The following is a 15,026-nucleotide window of genomic DNA, read 5'->3' as shown; positions in this document are numbered from 1 at the left end:
GCCTGCCGGCGCCCCGGAGGAGGAAGGACCCGATGGCCGTGAGCACAGTGCGCACCGCACGCATGACCGACGACCCCATGCAGATCGGCGAGGTCGCGGCCCGGACGGAGCTGCCCCTGCGCACCATCCGCCAGTACGAGGACAGCGGCCTGGTCGTCCCGTCCGCGTCCTCGGAGGGCGGCTTCCCGCTCTACACCGACGCCGACGTGGCCCGCCTGATGGTGATCCGCCGCATGAAGCCGCTCGGCTTCACGCTGGACGAGACCCGCGAACTCCTCAACGCCGTCGACCGCCTCGCCGCGGACGTCCCCGACACGCCGGGCGAACTCGACCCCGCGTACCGGGCGGTCCTCGTCTCGCGCGTACGGGCGTACGAGCGCGCGGCGACGGAACGCGTGGCGGAACTGCGCACCCAACTCTCCCGCGCCGAAGAATTCGCCACCTCCTTGCGCGCCCGCCTCCCCTGACGGAGGTTGCGGGGGCCGGGCCCGGGCGCCCACCGTTGTGGGCCTGCGCCCCACCGTGTTGTGGGCATTCGTTCCGCTGGGGCGGAACGGGTGGGCACAACGGACGGCGCCCCTTGCCGGGCCTAGGCTCCCCGGGCCTTGACCCGCACCCGGAGTGCGGCGTCCCTGGGGCTGCGGGCACAGGCGCAGGTGCGGAACGCGCCCGCAAGGGCGCCGTCCCGTGTGCCCACCCGTCCCGCCCCAGCGGGACGAATGCCCACACGGAAGCGGGCGAAGCCCACACGGGGTGGAGGGCCGAGACGCGCGGCGCAAGCAGGCGCGGGGGCTCGGGCGGCGGCCCGGGAGGGAAAGGGGCCGGAGGGTTAGGCGGGCGGGTGGGTGAGGGCGGAGGCGACGTCCTGGAAGAAGCGGGCGAACGCACCCGCACTCGGCGGCGTCTCCGGATTCCAAGGCACCAACCGCGCCCCCACCGGCACCACCCCCGGCACCACCGCGTTCGCCCGGCTGTCGAACAGCACCAGCTCCGCCCCGAGCCCCACCGCGTACTCCCAGCCCGTGGTCAGCCAGCTCGCCCCCGGCCCCGGCCCCGGGTCCACGAACCGCACGCCCAGCTCAGCGAGCCGCGCCAGCTCCGGCCAGGCCTGCGGGCGCGCGAGGTGCACCTGCTCCGGTCCGGCGCCGGACAGCGCGAGCACCGCCGGCCCCTCCCCCGCACCCGAACCCGCACCCGCGGCGGCCCGCACCTCCGCCTCCGCGTCAGCCATCCGCCCGGCCCCCGCGTCCACCGTCCCGCCCCCGCCCAACGCGCCCGCCAGCTCCCCGAAGCGCCGCACGATCACCGCCGGCGTCACCTCGCTGCCGACGGACAGCGCGACGAGCGGCGCCCCGATCCGCTCGGCGAGCGCCTCGTCCAGCGCGTAGGGGCTCTTGCCGTCATACGTGACGTCCACGACGAGGTCCGCGCCGCCCAGCTCCCGTATCCGCGCCTCGTCCAGGGCCCGCCCCGGCCCCAGGTACGGCACGCCGGCCTCCGCGAGCCCGCCCGCCTTGACCGGGTCGAGCACATCGCCGTCGTGCCCGGAGCCGTAGACGGCGACGGGCCGTACACCGAGGTCGAGCAGCGCCGCCCCGGCCCGTACGTAGGCCACGACCCGTTCCGGCCGGCCGCGCGCCGCCGCCGCCGTCAGGGCCGTACCCCGGTCGTCGGTGAATCCCCACACACCCGTCGCGTCCGACATGGCGGCTGCTCCCTCCCCGGCCGGAAATCTCCGTCCCCGCCACCTTGGGGCGCATCCCGGGCCCGCACAAGAGGGCCTCCGCGGGCCTCCACGGCGGCGGGACCTCGGCCCCGAAACCCGCCACGGCCACCCGCCCGGCCTCCCTCAAGCCGCCGCCCACTCCCTCGGGTCCCGCCCCGTCGCCGCGAGCAGCCGCGCGAACGCCGGCGCGTCGGCGGGCAGCTCCACCGCCTCCCCGAAGACGTTCATCTTCCGCGCCATCGGCGCCATCCCCGCCACCTCACCGGCCAGCTCGGCCACCACCACCGGGTCCGGCTCGAAGGCCCGGCCCGTCGCCCGCGCCAGGTCCCAGGCGTGCACGGTCAGGTCGAGCAGCACCATCGCGCCCACCGTCCGGGCCGGAAGATTCATCGCCCCGGCCGTGCCCTCGTCCGCGCCGGGCTCGGCCCAGGCGGCGACCAGCCGCGCGGTCTCCTTCTCGAAGCGGGCCCGCCAGTCCGGCTCCGCCAGGTAGTCCGGAGTGACGGAGAAGTCGGGCTGCTGCCGGGCGGCGAGCAGCTGGAAGTTCACGACGACGTGGAAGAGGTGGTTCAGCAGCCCGCGTACGTCGTAGTCGGCGCACGGCGTCGGCGCGTCCAGGCGGTCGTCGGTGGTGTCGCGCACGAGCGGAACGGCGTACGCGGCGGCGATGCCGAGCAGGTCGGCGAGCCTGCGGGACTCGCGGGGCGTGTGGGGCTCGCGGGGCGTGCGGTCGGTCATACGGCCGACGCTAGGAAAGGCGGCCCCGCCGCGTCTTGAAGAAACGCGCCACAGTGGAAACCATGCAGCACATGACCGCCTCAGGACCCGGCCCACGCCGCGACACCCGGGGCATCGTGGACGCGGCGGAGCTGCTCGCCCGCGTCCGCTTCCGCCGGTACGCGCCGGCGCCCGCACTCCGCCCGTATCTGGAGCACTACTGGCTGATCGACTGGGACCTGACCGAGCCGTACGTGTCCCAGGTCGTCCCGCACCCGTCCGTGAACGTCGTCTTCGAACGGAACGAAGGAAGGAACGGCGGGGACTCGGCGGTGGTCTCCGGCATCGGCCTGGAGCTCTTCGCCAAGGAGCTGACCGGCCGGGGCCGGGTCTGCGGCGTGCAGTTCCGGCCGGGCGGCTTCCGGCCCTTCGCACCCGCGTGGCCGGTGGCGCACTGGACGGGCCGGATCGCGCCGCTCGCCGAGGCGTTCGCCGGCACCGGCCCGCAGGATCCGCCGCGGGTGCTCGCTCCCGACGAGGACCACGCGCGCGTGGCGGCGCTCGACGCGTTCCTGCTCGGCCGCGGCGGACCGGTGCCCGATCCGGCCGCCGAGGAGGCGATGGCCCTGGTGGACCTGGTCCGCGGCGACCGGTCCGTACGCCGGGTCTCGGCCCTCGCCCGCGCGGCCGGGCTCTCACCGCGCTCGCTGCAACGCCTCTTCGCCTCGTACGTCGGTGTCGGACCCAAGTGGGTCATCCTGCGCTACCGCATCCACGAGGCCCTGGAACGCGCCGAATCCGGCTCCGTCGCCTCGCTCCCGGACTGGGCGGAACTCGCCGCCGACCTGGGCTACAGCGATCAGGCCCATCTCGTACGGGACTTCACGGCGACGGTCGGCGTGCCACCGACCGCGTACGCCCGGGCGGTGCTGTCAGTGCCCTGATCTAGGGTGCGGCCATGGACATCGACAGCGCGACAGGCAGCACGGCAGGCAGCCCGGCGGGCGGCACGGCGAACGGCCCGGCGGGCGGCACGGCGGACGGCACGGCGAACAGCTCACCGGTGCGGCTCGAACCGTGGTCGGACGGGGACGCCGGACTGCTCCGCGCCGTGAACGCACCGGAGTTGATGGCCCACCTGGGTGGCCCGGAGAGCGAGGAACAGCTCGTCGCACGCCAGCGGCGGTACGTGGAGCTGACCGCCGACGCCGCCCGTCCCGGCGGCATGTTCCGGATCGTGCTGCTGCCGGAAGAGGTGGCGGCGGGTTCCATCGGCTTCTGGGAGACGTCCTTCGAGGGCGAGCCGGTGTACGAGACGGGCTGGACGGTGCTGCCCGGGTTCCAGGGCCGGGGCGTGGCGACCGCCGCCACGCGCGCGGTGGTGGAACGGGCCCGGGCCGAGGACCGGTTCGGCGCGCTGCTCGCCTTCCCGTCGACGGACAACGGCCCGTCGAACGCGGTGTGCCGCAAGGCCGGTTTCCGCCTCCTCGGCGAGCGGGACTTCGAGTACCCGCCGGGCCGGCCGATGCGCTGCAACGCCTGGCGGCTCGACCTCGCGGATACCGCGTCGCCGGATCTGGCTACTCGCCCAGGCGCTTGAGTTCCCGGGTGAAGTGGAAGGCGACGATGTCGAAGCGTTCACGCAGGTAGAAGCGGTGGGCTCCGGTGCGGTGGGTGCCGGAGTCCAGATTGAGCTCGTAGCAGCCGGCGTCGCGGGCGTGGCGCTCCAGGTGGGCGATCAGCGCGTGGCCGACGCCGGTGGAGCGGGCGGTCTCCCGGGTCACCAGGTCGTCCACGTACAGCTTCTTCACGGAGCTGGTGTTGATGACGATCCGCCAGCCGGCCGCGCCGACGCAGGCGCCGTCGTCGGCGTACGCGGCGGTGAAGCGCAGGCCCTGGGCGTGGCCGTCCTCGTAGACGGCACGGAAGAGCTCGGGAGTGAGGTGCGGGCGCAGCTCCCGCAGGACCGGCAGGAGTTCGGTCTCCAGGCGCGGGTCGCCGGGCTCGAGGTCGATGATCTTCATACCGGGACCGTACCGTGCGGCCGTGAGCGCTCGTAGGGCCTGAGGCCGCCGGAATCCGCCCGCGCCGGCCTGCGGAGGTTTCAAGCCCCGGGGCGCGGGCCCGGCCCCGGCCCGCGGCCCCGGCCCCGATCCACCGCCGCCACCGCCACCACCACCCGGCCGGAATTCCCTGGCCCGTGAGCCGCTCCCGATGCCATCCTGGCTGCGTGAACGGACCGGAGATCCAGATCAGCTTCGCCCCCGGCCTGCGGCTCTTCGTCTCGGCCGAACGGCGGTCGGGACACACGGCCGTGGCCACCGACGGCGCCTCGTCGCTCGGCCATGTGGTGGAGTCGCTGGGCGTTCCGCTCACCGAGGCCGGCCGGCTGCTCGTCGACGGCCGCCCCGTGCCGCCCTCGCACGTGCCCACGGCCGGCGAGACGGTCGACGTGGAAGGGGTCGCGCGGCCCCAGCAGGTGCCCGGCGCCCCGCTGCGCTTCCTGCTCGACGTGCACCTCGGGACGCTGGCACGGCGGCTGCGGCTGCTCGGCGTCGACGCGGCGTACGAGAGCGAGGACATCGGCGATCCGGCGCTCGCCGCGCTGTCCGCGAAGGAGCGGCGCGTGATGCTCTCCCGGGACCGCGGGCTGCTGCGGCGCCGTGAGCTGTGGGCGGGCGCGTACGTCTACAGCGACCGGCCGGACGACCAGCTGCGGGACGTCCTCGAACGGTTCGCGCCGACGCTCGCGCCGTGGACCCGCTGCACGGCGTGCAACGGGGAGCTGGCCGAGGCCGACAAGGACGCGGTGCGCGAGCGGATCGAGAAGGGCACGGAGAACACGTACGACGTCTTCGCCCAGTGCACGGCCTGCGGCCGGGTGTACTGGCGGGGCGCCCATCACGCGCGTCTGGAGACGATCGTCGCCGACGCGGTACGCGAGTTCGGCGGCGCGACCGCCCACTGAGCCGACGACGGGCCGCGCCCGGCGCCCTCGCTCTCCAGGCCCGCGCGCCCTGCGCGCCCTGCGGGCTCCGCGCGCCTCTCGAGTCCTACGCGCCCGCGCGGCGGCCACGGGGCCGGCTACGGCGCCTCCGCGGTCAGATAGCGCTGCACCGTCGGCCCGAGCCAGGCCACCACGTCCTCGCGGGACATCTCGACGAGCGGCCCGAGGCGCAGCACGTAGCGGGCGAGCGCCATGCCGAGGATCTGCGAGGCGACCAGGCCGGCCCGGCGCGGCGCGTCGGCGGGGTCGGGGCAGACGCCGGCCGCGAGCGGCCCGATCTGCCCGGCGAAGATCGCCTGCATCCGCTCGGCCCCTGCTTCGTTGGTGACGCCGACCCGCAGCAGGCCGGTCAGGACGTCGTCCCGCTCCCAGCGGTCGAGGAAGTGCGTGACGAGCGAGGCGCCGACGTGCCGCGCGGGCAGCGCGCCCAGCTCCGGAAGGTCCAGCTCGACGGCGGTGGCCGCGGTGAAGAGTCCCTCCTTGTTGCCGTAGTAGCGCATGACCATCGACGGGTCGATGCCGGCGTCGCGGGCGATGGCGCGGATGGTCGCGCGCTCGTAGCCGTCGGCGGCGAAGCGCTCGCGGGCGGCTTCGAGGATGGCGCTACGGGTGGCGTCGGAGCGCCGTGCGGTCGTCATGCCAACAACTGTAGGCCAACAGGCGTTGACACGCCATCGCCGCCTGCTCTACATTTGCCAACGAGCGTTGACCCACAGCCGTTGGCCAACGAGCGTAGGCATCCCTGGAGGCAGTCATGAGCACCCCGGGCACCACCGACCCCGCCGGCACCGCCGGCACCACCCTCGACACCGACGTCCTCGTCGTCGGCGCCGGACCCACCGGACTCCTCCTCGCCGGCGACCTCGCCGCCGCCGGCCTGCGCGTCACGCTCGTCGAGCGCCGCGACGGCGGCATCGGCAACCTGACCCGCGCGTTCGCCGTCCACGCCCGCACCCTCGAACAGCTCGACGCCCGCGGCCTTGCTGACGAACTCGTCGCCACCGGCACCCCGCTCACCTCGCTGCGCCTCTTCGGCCGGCTCTCCCTCGACCTGTCCCGGCTGCGCACCCGCTTCCCCTTCCTGCTCATCACCCCGCAGTACGAGGTCGAGCGGCTCCTCGAACGCCGCGCGCTGTCCACAGGTGTGGAATTCCGGTACGGGACCCGCCTGCGCGGCCTGCGCCAGGACGCCGACACTGTCACCGCCGAGCTGACCGGCCCCGACGGACCCGTCACCCTGCGCGCCTCCTACCTGGTCGGCGCCGACGGCGTGCGCAGCACCGTGCGCGACGCCATCGGCCTGCCCTTCCCCGGCGCCTCCGTGATCCGCTCCCTCGTCCTCGCGGACGTCCGCCTCACCGAGGAGCCCGGCCGGCTGCTCACCGTCGCCGCCACCGGCGACGCCTTCGCCTTCATCGCGCCGTTCGGCGACGGCTGGTACCGGGTCATGGGCTGGGACCGCACCCGCCAGGTCCCCGACAGCGATCCCGTCGACCTCGAAGAGGTCCGCACCCTGGCCCGCCGCGCCCTCGGCACCGACCACGGCATGCACGACGCCCGCTGGGTCTCCCGCTTCCACAGCGACGAGCGCCAGGCGCCCGCCTACCGCTCCGGCCGGGTCTTCCTCGCCGGAGACGCCGCCCACGTCCACTCCCCGGCCGGCGGCCAGGGCATGAACACCGGCCTCCAGGACGCCGCCAACCTGTCCTGGAAGCTCGCCGCCGTCCTGCGCGGCGACGCACCCGACCCCGAGACCCTGCTCGACAGCTACCAGTCCGAGCGGCATCCCGTCGGTGCCCGCGTGCTGCGCAGCAGCGGCGCCCTCGTCCGGCTCGCCATGGCCCGCACCCCGCTCCAGCGCGCCGCCCGCGGCCTCGCCGCCCGGCTGCTCGGCACCGTCCGCCCCGCCGCCGACCGCGCCATGGGCCAGATCACCGGCATCGGCATCTCCTACGGCTCCGACACCCGCCGCGTCCCCGACCTGAAGCTGCGCGAGGGCCGGCTCTACGAGCTCCTCCGCGCGGGCGAGTTCGTGCTGGTCGCGCCCGACGGGGCCACCCCGGCCCTGCCCCGCACCGCACCGGCCGACGCCGCCCGCGTCATACGGGCCACCTGGGCGAACCCGGCCCGCCGCGACACGCTCCTCGTCCGCCCCGACGGCTACACGCTCCCACTGTGAGCCCCCAGCCCGAAGCACGCCCCGAGACCCGCCCCGCGTCAGAAGACGTACGGATCGCCCGTCGCCAGGACCAGGACACGATGGCGGTCGTTGCGAGGGTTGCCGTCGACCACACCGTCACGCCAGACCGTACGGATCTCCACGGTCAGCTCGTCCGGCCGGCCCGCCGTCCGCAGGTCCAGCGCGAGCTCACCGACCGCTCCGGCCGCCCGCAGCTCACCCGTACGACAGGAGATCACCCGGTCACTGCTCCACAGACACGCCGACGGCAGCTCCTGACCGGCCGCCAGCGGCTGGGAGAAGGTGAGCCGCACGGTCGCCTGGGACACGTCCGCCGGGCCGTGGTTCTCGCTGACCAGCCAGACCCCGAGCCGCCCGTCCCAGAGCGAGACATGGCCGTGGTGGGCCAGATCCGCCTCGGGCGCGGCGGCGGCCCGCGCGCCCGCACCCGTACCGGTCACCAGGACGGCGGCCAGGGCCGCGCCGAGCAGCGCCTTGCGCATCACACTCATGCACCGAAGATACCGATTGATACCCATATATTCTGACTACTCGTCAGTCGCGTGTCCCATGGCACCCTCTCCACCATGCCGATCGCCCGCTCCGCCGCCCTCTTCGCCGTCGCCGCCCTCTTCGAGATCGGCGGCGCCTGGCTCGTCTGGCAAGGCGTACGAGAACACCGCGGCTGGATCTGGATCGGCACCGGCGTCCTCGCCCTCGGCGTCTACGGCTTCGTCGCCACCCTCCAGCCCGACGCCGAATTCGGCCGCATCCTCGCCGCCTACGGCGGCGTCTTCGTCGCCGGCTCCCTCGCCTGGGGCATGATCGCCGACGGCTACCGCCCCGACCGCTGGGACGTCACCGGCGCCCTGATCTGCCTCGCCGGCATGGCCGTGATCATGTACGGCCCGCGCGGCGGCCGCTGACCCCCGCCCGCACACCCCGCCCTATCCTGACCGTGCGATCGACACAATCGACCACATGCGCGAGGAGCACGTCATGACTGCCGCCGGTACCCCCATCGCCGTCGTCACCGGAGCGAGCAGCGGCATCGGCGCCGCCACCGCCCGGCAGCTCGCCGCCGCCGGCTACCGCGTGGTCCTCACCGCCCGCCGCAAGGACCGCATCGAAGCCCTCGCCGCCGAGATCAACGAAGCCGGCCACCAGGCCACCGCCTACGCCCTCGACGTCACCGACCGCGCCGCCGTCGACGAGTTCGCCACCGCCTTCCGCACCCTCGCCGTCCTCGTCAACAACGCCGGCGGCGCACTCGGCGCCGACCCCGTCGCCACCGGCGACCCCGCCGACTGGCGCACGATGTACGAGGTCAACGTCATCGGCACCCTCAACGTCACCCAGGCCCTGCTGCCCGCCCTCACCGCCGGCGGCGACGGCACCGTCGTCATCGTCTCCTCCACCGCCGCCCACGCCACCTACGAAGGCGGCGCCGGCTACGTCGCCGCCAAGAACGGCTCCCGCGTCCTCGCCGAAACCCTCCGCCTGGAGATCGTCGGCACGCCCGTCCGCGTCATCGAGATCGCCCCCGGCATGGTCAAGACCGACGAATTCGCCACCACCCGCTTCCGCGGCGACACCGAGAAGGCCGCCAAGGTCTACGCCGGCGTCGCCGAACCCCTGACCGCCGACGACGTCGCCGACACCATCACCTGGGCCTGCACCCGCCCCCCGCACGTCAACATCGACCTCCTCGTCGTCCGCCCCCGCGCCCAGGCCTCCAACACCAAGGTCCACCGCGAGCTCTGACCCCACCCCACCTCGGGCACCCGTTCGGGTGAACCACCCCGAACACCCCACCGCTACCCGAACCTTCGACCTACGGTCGACACAACTCCATACAGAACGGCCCCCGGCCGGGACTCCACTCCCCGCCGAGGGCCTCACCACCAGGAAGACGCGGGATCCCCTACGGCAAGAAGTCCCGCATCATCCAGCCGCCCCGAGTCGCGTTCTCCCGGCCGGACTACCTCCGTGGCGTCATCGACGCCGACGGATCACTCGGCTGGACCGCCGACGGCATCCCGTTCCTCTCGTTCACGTCCGCCAGCACCGCCTTGGCGGCGTACCTGTGCCACTACGCGAAAAAGATCACGGGCGCGGAACGCATCGCCCGCCGCAACACCCGCGACAAGGTCTACGTGATCACCTACGTCTTGGAACAGGCGCAGCAGCTCGCCGCGCACCTGTACTACCCCGGCTGCCTCGCGCTGGACCACAAGAAGGCCAATGCGACGGCGATCCAGACGTGGAAGCGACCGGCAGGAATGCGGAAAGCACCGCCACGCATCGCATGGACGGCAGAGAAGGACCGCATCCTGCTCGCCGCGCCGACCCTTGCAGACGCCGCCGCGACGCTGCAGCTGTCCCAGAGCGCGTGCCAGGTCCGCCGATGGAAGCTGACGCACGGGCTGGTCGCGCTGCCGGACTGACCATCCCGAGGGGGTGGCCCGCACCGCCACCCCCTCCATGCTCAGCCCTTCACATTGACGACCTGCTTCAGCTTCGCGACCACCTCGACCAAGTCCTGCTGCTGCTCCATGACCTGCTCGATCGGCTTGTAGGCGCCGGGGATCTCATCGAGCACGCCGGCGTCCTTACGGCACTCCACGCCCCGCGTCTGCTCCTCCAGGTCCCGGACCGTGAATCGCCGCTTCGCCGCGCTCCGGCTCATCCGCCGGCCGGCTCCGTGGGACGCCGAATTGAACGCGGCCTCGTTGCCGAGCCCCTTCACGATGTACGAGCTGGTGCCCATCGAGCCCGGAATGATCCCAAGGTCTCCGGCTCCCGCCCGGATCGCCCCCTTCCGCGTGATGAGCAGGTCCATCCCCTCGTACCGCTCCTCCGCCACGTAGTTGTGGTGGCAGGAAATGACCGGGTCGAAGGTGACCTTCGCCTTGCGGAACTCGCGGCGCATGACCTCCTGCAGGAGTGCCATCATGACCGCGCGGTTGTACTTCGCGTATTCCTGTGCCCAGTACAGGTCACTCCGGTAGGCCGCCATCTGCGGGGTGTCCGCGACGAACACCGCGAGGTCGCGGTCGACCAGACCCTGGTTGTGGGGAAGCTTCTGCGCCTCGCCGATGTGGTACTCGGCGAGCTCCTTGCCGATGTTGCGCGAGCCGGAGTGCAGCATCAGCCAGACCGCCCCTGCCTCATCGAGACAGACTTCGATCAGGTGGTTTCCTGAGCCGAGCGTTCCCATTTGCTTCTCGGCTCGTTCACGACGGAATTTGACCGGTTCGGCGACCGTGTCGAACCGCGACCACAGGTCCCCGAACCCCGCCGTGGCGAACTGGAACAGCCGGCCGGGATCCACCATCTCGCGGTGCATCCCCCGCCCCACCGGAATCGCCTGCTCGATCTTGGAGCGCAGTCGCGAGAGGTCACCCGGGAGGTCGTTCGCGGTCAGGGAGGTCTTGACGGCCGACATGCCGCAGCCGATGTCGACGCCGACCGCCGCCGGGCAGACCGCGCCGCGCATCGCGATCACCGAGCCGACCGTCGCACCCTTGCCGTAGTGCACGTCGGGCATCACGGCCAGGCCCTTGATCCACGGCAGTGTGGCCACGTTCTGCAGCTGCTGCATCGCGCCGCCCTCGACGGACGCCGGATCCGCCCACATGCGGATGGGTACCTTCGCACCCGGCACCTCTACGTACGACATACTTCCTCGATTCCCCCAAAAAGTCCGATAACGCAAAAACCGGCGCCAAAGCCCGTACAGGTGACTGCGGACCGGCATCAACGGCTGTGCGTGCGATACACATTGTGTTCACCGCGCCCTGCGGGGCGGTAACGAATTTTCGGGGGATGCCTCCGGGAGAAGGGAGCCTGGGATGGTGCAGCGCAAGGCGAACACACCCGGACGATCCGGGCCCGCGGTGCTCTCCGCGGTCGCGCTCGCCCTCGGTCTCGGCATCGGCCTGACAGGCTGCTCCGCCGGCGCCGACCCGCAGACCGAGGCCGTGGACTCCAAGGCGGGTCCGGCCGCTCCCGCCGCGCCTCCCGGCCGCTACCGCACGCTCTTCGAGCCCTGCGGCGCCATTCCGCAGGCGACCCTGAAGGATCTGCTGCCCGGCGCGGCCGAGCTGCCCGAGGCGGAGCGGGACCGGGCCTACCGCGGCACCTCCGCCGCCACCTTCGACACCGACCGGCGGGTGGGCTGCAGCTGGAAGGCCGACGCCCCGGACACCGCGCACCGGCTGACGCTGGACATCGAGCGGGTGGTCTCCTACGACCCGGTGGTCAGCGACGACGACCGGGCGCAAGAGGTGTACGGCCGCAAGCAGGCGGCCGCCGGTATCGCGCCGCCGCCGTCCACCGCGCCCGCGAACCCGTCCGCGCCCTCGGGCACACCGGGGACGACGGGGACGTCTGGCACAACGGGCGGCGTCCCGGCCACCCCGACCGCCCCGACCGGCCCCGCCTCGCACGCGGCCTCGGCTTCCGGCGGCGCCGCCTCTCCGCCGGCCGGCGGCCGGCCGGCTCACGCGCCCCAGGCCGGCACCGGCCCCACCGGCGCCGCGACGCCGCCGCCCGGTGGTGCCGCGGCCACCGGTCTGGAGCCGCGCGTGCTGGAAGGCCTCGGTGAGGTCGCCTTCCTCGACGACACGCTCGTGACCACCGGTCCGTCGGGTGCGAAGCGCCTCGTGAGCGTGGTGTTCCGCACATCGAACGTGATCGTCACGGTGGAGTACGAGGAGCAGACGGGCACCTCCGCCGAGGCGCCGGACAGCAAGGAACTGCAGGAAAAGGCCAGGAATCTGGCCCGGCTGCTGGCCGACCGGCTGGAGGAGTAGCCGTCGGGTCCCGCTGCGTGATCCGCTCGGTGAGCGCCGCGGGACCACGTAACGTGTCGGCGTACCCCGGCCGCCCGGCCGCCGGCCGCCCGAGCGACCGCCAAGCGACCGCCCAAGCGACTGAAGGAACCATGCACCGATCAGCTCCGCGACTCTCCCGCATACTCGCCTGCGCCGCCGTCGTCCCGGTGATGCTCGTCGCCGCCGGCTGCTCCTCCGGATCGGATTCCGGTGACAAGGGCTCCGGCTCGCCGGACCAGGCGTCGTCGTCGGCGTCGGCGTCCCCGAAGCCTTCGCAGTCGACGAAGACGGTCGAGCCCGCGCGGTTCGCCAAGCTGCCGGACGTGTGCAAGGCGGTCTCGACGAAGACGGTCGAGAGCCTGGTGCCGAAGGTGAAGAACAAGAACGGTACGGCGGCCGCGTCCAGCGATCTGACGAGCCGGGGCGGCTGCTCCTGGAACGGTCTGGAGGACAAGGGCGTCAAGGGCTCGAACTATCGCTGGCTGGATGTGTCCTTCTACCGTTACGAGTCGGACGCCACGCTCGGCAGCGGGCAGGAGCGTGCCGCGGACAACTACGCCAAGGAGCTGGCGAAGGTCCAGGCGACGCAGGGTGCGAAGAAGCTGCGGACGGTGCGGGCGTCGGGTGTCGGTGATCAGGCGGACACGGTGACGTACGGGGTGCGCAAGACGGACGAGGACTTCCAGTACGCGTCGGTCGTGGCGCGTACGGGCAATGTCGTGGTGCTGCTGTCGTACAACGGGGCCGGTTACGCGGGTGCGGACACTCCGTCGGAGAAGGCGATCGCGGAGGGTGCGGTGAAGGCGGCCAAGGAGGCGGTCGCGGCGGTGGCGGCGGCCAACAAGTAGGCGTTTGCACCGGTTTGTTCGGAGCCCGGCCCTCCCCAGGGGGCCGGGCTTCGCGCACATGTGCCAGTCTGTGCCCGCGAGATGTCGATCGACGGGAGGGATCGCGGGTGGCCGCGATGCAGCTGACACGTACGCACCGCATACTCATCGGGCTGGTCGTCGCCGGTGCGGTGATCATCGCCGGGATCGGCTTCGCCGGTTCGTACGCGGCGGTGCGGGAGCTCGCCGTCAACAAGGGCTTCGGCACCTTCTCGTACTTCTTTCCGATCGGTATCGACGCGGGTATCTGTGTGCTGCTCGCGCTCGATCTGCTCCTGACGTGGATCCGTATCCCGTTCCCGTTGCTGCGGCAGACGGCGTGGCTGCTGACGGCGGCGACGATCGCCTTCAACGGTGCGGCGGCGTGGCCGGACCCGCTGGGTGTGGGGATGCACGCGGTCATTCCGGTGCTGTTCGTGGTGGCGGTCGAGGCGGCGCGGCATGCGGTGGGCCGGATCGCGGACATCACGGCGGACAAGCACATGGAGGGTGTGCGTCTGACGCGTTGGCTGCTGTCGCCGGTGCCGACGTTCCGGTTGTGGCGGCGGATGAAGCTGTGGGAGCTGCGGTCGTACGAGCAGGTGATCAAGCTGGAGCAGGACCGGCTGATCTATCAGGCGCGGCTTCAGGCTCGTTTCGGGCGTGCGTGGCGTCGTAAGGCGCCGGTGGAGGCGTTGATGCCGCTGCGGCTGGCGAAGTACGGCGTGCCGTTGGCGGAGACGGCTGCGGCGGGGCTGGCGGCTGCGGGTGTGGAGCCGGTGTTGTTGCCGGCGGCGCCGGTGGTGGCGGAGCTGGAGCAGTCGCATGCTCAGGCGGTGCGGGGTGCGGTGCCGGTTCAGGGGGCCGGGGTGCCGCAGCAGGGCCCGGCGGGGGTTCAGGCGGGGCCGCAGGCCTCGGCGGAGGGCCAGGGGCAGGGCCCGGGCCAGGGCCAGGCGGCCGGTCAGGGCCAGGGTCCGGGTCAGAGTCAGGGTCCGGGTCAGAGTCAGGGTCCGGGTGAGGTTCCGGGCGAGGGGAATCCGTGGTTCGTGGCCCAGCAGGTCTCGCCCGAGGCGTATCAGGGCACGTACGCCCCGCAGATCGTGGAGGGTCTGGAGCCGACGCCGGTGCCGATTCCGCAGGGCCCGGAGGATGTTCCTCCGCCGGGTCCTGAGGAGTTCGTGGAGTATCCGGAGTACGTGGAGCCGGATCCGTCGATCGACGCGTTCGCGGACTCCGCGTACAAGGCGATGTGGGAGTACGTCGAGGAGAACCAGGTCTTTCCGACCTCGGAGCAGCTCGACATATGGCTGAGTGACCGGTACGCGATTCATCACCCGCGCAGTGCTTCGGTGCTTCGTGAGCTGACGCCGCGGCTGCGGCAGCAGATCGAGCAGGAGCTGGCGGAGAGCCAGACGCCGTAGGTGCGGCGCGGGCAGGTGGTCAGGCCTTCGCCTTCTTCTTGGCGGTCTCGCCCCAGGCGGCGAGCGCGATGCCTACGGCGAAGAGGGCGAGGTAGCCGGCGGTGGGGATGTCCCACCATTTCTGCAGGAGGCCCCAGGGGCCGTCTCCGAAGAGGCGTCCGCCGGCGCCGAGGCCGCCTTGGACGAGGGCGATCCAGCCGATGACGGTGACCGCTTCGTGGGTGAGGGCGTGGTTCTTCATGTCTCCACGGTCTCCCGCGGGGCGCGTCGTT

18 protein-coding genes are annotated in these 15,026 nt (G+C 72.7%); 11 read left to right on the top strand and 7 right to left on the bottom strand.

The genetic code is table 11. From position 1 onward, the window contains the following. Positions 1 to 62: 62 nt before the first annotated feature. Complete coding sequence (locus ACIGO8_RS32065; protein ID WP_399738058.1) at positions 63 to 467, top strand: MerR family transcriptional regulator; 405 nt, start codon at positions 63 to 65, stop codon at positions 465 to 467. A gap of 362 nt (positions 468 to 829) precedes the next feature. Here ACIGO8_RS32065 and ACIGO8_RS32060 read toward each other — a convergent pair whose 3' ends face one another. Then, positions 830 to 1,705, bottom strand: a complete 876-nt coding sequence (locus tag ACIGO8_RS32060) for an ABC transporter substrate-binding protein (protein WP_399737981.1) — start codon at positions 1,703 to 1,705, stop codon at positions 830 to 832. Positions 1,706 to 1,849: 144 nt separating this feature from the next. Continuing rightward, positions 1,850 to 2,464: a TIGR03086 family metal-binding protein gene (locus ACIGO8_RS32055; protein ID WP_399737979.1), complete on the bottom strand. Its 615-nt coding sequence runs from the start codon at positions 2,462 to 2,464 to the stop codon at positions 1,850 to 1,852. Positions 2,465 to 2,526: 62 nt separating this feature from the next. On the opposite strand from ACIGO8_RS32055, the gene ACIGO8_RS32050 reads away from it, so the two are divergent. Then, entirely contained in the window at positions 2,527 to 3,387 is an 861-nt protein-coding gene (locus ACIGO8_RS32050) for a DUF6597 domain-containing transcriptional factor (protein ID WP_399737977.1), read from the top strand. A gap of 14 nt (positions 3,388 to 3,401) precedes the next feature. Next, complete coding sequence (locus ACIGO8_RS32045; protein WP_399737975.1) at positions 3,402 to 4,043, top strand: GNAT family N-acetyltransferase; 642 nt, start codon at positions 3,402 to 3,404, stop codon at positions 4,041 to 4,043. Here ACIGO8_RS32045 and ACIGO8_RS32040 read toward each other — a convergent pair. Continuing rightward, on the bottom strand, positions 4,024 to 4,467 hold the full coding sequence (locus tag ACIGO8_RS32040) for a GNAT family N-acetyltransferase (RefSeq protein WP_399737973.1): 444 nt from the start codon (positions 4,465 to 4,467) through the stop codon (positions 4,024 to 4,026). The two genes, ACIGO8_RS32045 and ACIGO8_RS32040, sit on opposite strands and share 20 nt — an antisense overlap. A gap of 206 nt (positions 4,468 to 4,673) precedes the next feature. On the opposite strand from ACIGO8_RS32040, the gene ACIGO8_RS32035 reads away from it, so the two are divergent. Beyond that, the gene (locus tag ACIGO8_RS32035; RefSeq protein WP_399737971.1) at positions 4,674 to 5,411 is read left to right on the top strand and encodes a Mut7-C RNAse domain-containing protein; all 738 of its coding nucleotides are present in this window, start codon (positions 4,674 to 4,676) and stop codon (positions 5,409 to 5,411) included. Positions 5,412 to 5,527: 116 nt separating this feature from the next. Here ACIGO8_RS32035 and ACIGO8_RS32030 read toward each other — a convergent pair whose 3' ends face one another. Further along, positions 5,528 to 6,088 (bottom strand): TetR family transcriptional regulator, encoded by a 561-nt coding sequence (locus ACIGO8_RS32030; protein ID WP_399737969.1) that lies wholly within the window; start codon positions 6,086 to 6,088, stop codon positions 5,528 to 5,530. A 116-nt stretch (positions 6,089 to 6,204) separates the two neighbouring features. On the opposite strand from ACIGO8_RS32030, the gene ACIGO8_RS32025 reads away from it, so the two are divergent. Continuing rightward, the gene (locus tag ACIGO8_RS32025) at positions 6,205 to 7,629 is read left to right on the top strand and encodes an FAD-dependent oxidoreductase (RefSeq protein ID WP_399737967.1); all 1,425 of its coding nucleotides are present in this window, start codon (positions 6,205 to 6,207) and stop codon (positions 7,627 to 7,629) included. 38 nt (positions 7,630 to 7,667) lie between these two features. Here ACIGO8_RS32025 and ACIGO8_RS32020 read toward each other — a convergent pair whose 3' ends face one another. Beyond that, positions 7,668 to 8,141 carry a hypothetical protein gene (locus tag ACIGO8_RS32020; protein ID WP_399737965.1) on the bottom strand — a complete coding sequence of 158 codons (474 nt, stop codon included), beginning with the start codon at positions 8,139 to 8,141 and terminating at the stop codon, positions 7,668 to 7,670. A 75-nt stretch (positions 8,142 to 8,216) separates the two neighbouring features. Between ACIGO8_RS32020 and ACIGO8_RS32015 the strand changes: the two genes are divergently transcribed. The 3 genes from ACIGO8_RS32015 (at position 8,217) to ACIGO8_RS32005 (ending at position 10,076) form a co-directional block, all read left to right on the top strand. Then, positions 8,217 to 8,555, top strand: coding sequence for a YnfA family protein (locus ACIGO8_RS32015; RefSeq protein WP_399737963.1), 339 nt, complete (start codon positions 8,217 to 8,219; stop codon positions 8,553 to 8,555). Positions 8,556 to 8,628: 73 nt separating this feature from the next. After that, entirely contained in the window at positions 8,629 to 9,393 is a 765-nt protein-coding gene (locus tag ACIGO8_RS32010; RefSeq protein ID WP_399737961.1) for an SDR family NAD(P)-dependent oxidoreductase, read from the top strand. A gap of 308 nt (positions 9,394 to 9,701) precedes the next feature. Then, the gene (locus ACIGO8_RS32005; protein WP_399737958.1) at positions 9,702 to 10,076 is read left to right on the top strand and encodes a hypothetical protein; all 375 of its coding nucleotides are present in this window, start codon (positions 9,702 to 9,704) and stop codon (positions 10,074 to 10,076) included. A 41-nt stretch (positions 10,077 to 10,117) separates the two neighbouring features. On the opposite strand, the gene ACIGO8_RS32000 is transcribed toward ACIGO8_RS32005, so the two are convergent. Beyond that, positions 10,118 to 11,311, bottom strand: a complete 1,194-nt coding sequence (locus ACIGO8_RS32000; RefSeq protein ID WP_399737956.1) for an RtcB family protein — start codon at positions 11,309 to 11,311, stop codon at positions 10,118 to 10,120. Positions 11,312 to 11,486: 175 nt separating this feature from the next. Between ACIGO8_RS32000 and ACIGO8_RS31995 the strand changes: the two genes are divergently transcribed. The 3 genes from ACIGO8_RS31995 (at position 11,487) to ACIGO8_RS31985 (ending at position 14,754) form a co-directional block, all read left to right on the top strand. After that, positions 11,487 to 12,446 (top strand): DUF3558 domain-containing protein, encoded by a 960-nt coding sequence (locus tag ACIGO8_RS31995; protein WP_399738056.1) that lies wholly within the window; start codon positions 11,487 to 11,489, stop codon positions 12,444 to 12,446. 131 nt (positions 12,447 to 12,577) lie between these two features. Further along, complete coding sequence (locus ACIGO8_RS31990) at positions 12,578 to 13,315, top strand: DUF3558 domain-containing protein (protein ID WP_399737954.1); 738 nt, start codon at positions 12,578 to 12,580, stop codon at positions 13,313 to 13,315. A 107-nt stretch (positions 13,316 to 13,422) separates the two neighbouring features. Next, the gene (locus ACIGO8_RS31985; RefSeq protein ID WP_399737952.1) at positions 13,423 to 14,754 is read left to right on the top strand and encodes a DUF2637 domain-containing protein; all 1,332 of its coding nucleotides are present in this window, start codon (positions 13,423 to 13,425) and stop codon (positions 14,752 to 14,754) included. A gap of 19 nt (positions 14,755 to 14,773) precedes the next feature. Here the strand turns inward: ACIGO8_RS31985 and ACIGO8_RS31980 are convergent, their stop codons facing one another. Further along, positions 14,774 to 14,995, bottom strand: coding sequence for a hypothetical protein (locus ACIGO8_RS31980; protein WP_399737950.1), 222 nt, complete (start codon positions 14,993 to 14,995; stop codon positions 14,774 to 14,776). Between the last annotated feature and the right edge of the window lie 31 nt (positions 14,996 to 15,026).

This window comes from Streptomyces sp. NPDC053493, assembly GCF_044544825.1.
GTDB lineage: Bacteria > Actinomycetota > Actinomycetes > Streptomycetales > Streptomycetaceae > Streptomyces.
Note: the sequence above shows the minus strand (reverse complement) of the source record. Positions and strands in the feature narration are given on the sequence as shown.

Excerpts from the sequence above, each read along its gene's own strand:
- ACIGO8_RS32065 (WP_399738058.1), top strand. The coding sequence starts at position 63 with ATGACCGACGACCCCATGCAGATCGGCGAGGTCGCGGCCCGGACGGAG.
- ACIGO8_RS32060 (WP_399737981.1), bottom strand. The coding sequence starts at position 1,705 with ATGTCGGACGCGACGGGTGTGTGGGGATTCACCGACGACCGGGGTACG.
- ACIGO8_RS32055 (WP_399737979.1), bottom strand. The coding sequence starts at position 2,464 with ATGACCGACCGCACGCCCCGCGAGCCCCACACGCCCCGCGAGTCCCGC.
- ACIGO8_RS32050 (WP_399737977.1), top strand. The coding sequence starts at position 2,527 with ATGCAGCACATGACCGCCTCAGGACCCGGCCCACGCCGCGACACCCGG.
- ACIGO8_RS32045 (WP_399737975.1), top strand. The coding sequence starts at position 3,402 with ATGGACATCGACAGCGCGACAGGCAGCACGGCAGGCAGCCCGGCGGGC.
- ACIGO8_RS32040 (WP_399737973.1), bottom strand. The coding sequence starts at position 4,467 with ATGAAGATCATCGACCTCGAGCCCGGCGACCCGCGCCTGGAGACCGAA.
- ACIGO8_RS32030 (WP_399737969.1), bottom strand. The coding sequence starts at position 6,088 with ATGACGACCGCACGGCGCTCCGACGCCACCCGTAGCGCCATCCTCGAA.
- ACIGO8_RS32025 (WP_399737967.1), top strand. The coding sequence starts at position 6,205 with ATGAGCACCCCGGGCACCACCGACCCCGCCGGCACCGCCGGCACCACC.
- ACIGO8_RS32020 (WP_399737965.1), bottom strand. The coding sequence starts at position 8,141 with ATGAGTGTGATGCGCAAGGCGCTGCTCGGCGCGGCCCTGGCCGCCGTC.
- ACIGO8_RS32015 (WP_399737963.1), top strand. The coding sequence starts at position 8,217 with ATGCCGATCGCCCGCTCCGCCGCCCTCTTCGCCGTCGCCGCCCTCTTC.
- ACIGO8_RS32010 (WP_399737961.1), top strand. The coding sequence starts at position 8,629 with ATGACTGCCGCCGGTACCCCCATCGCCGTCGTCACCGGAGCGAGCAGC.
- ACIGO8_RS32000 (WP_399737956.1), bottom strand. The coding sequence starts at position 11,311 with ATGTCGTACGTAGAGGTGCCGGGTGCGAAGGTACCCATCCGCATGTGG.
- ACIGO8_RS31990 (WP_399737954.1), top strand. The coding sequence starts at position 12,578 with ATGCACCGATCAGCTCCGCGACTCTCCCGCATACTCGCCTGCGCCGCC.
- ACIGO8_RS31980 (WP_399737950.1), bottom strand. The coding sequence starts at position 14,995 with ATGAAGAACCACGCCCTCACCCACGAAGCGGTCACCGTCATCGGCTGG.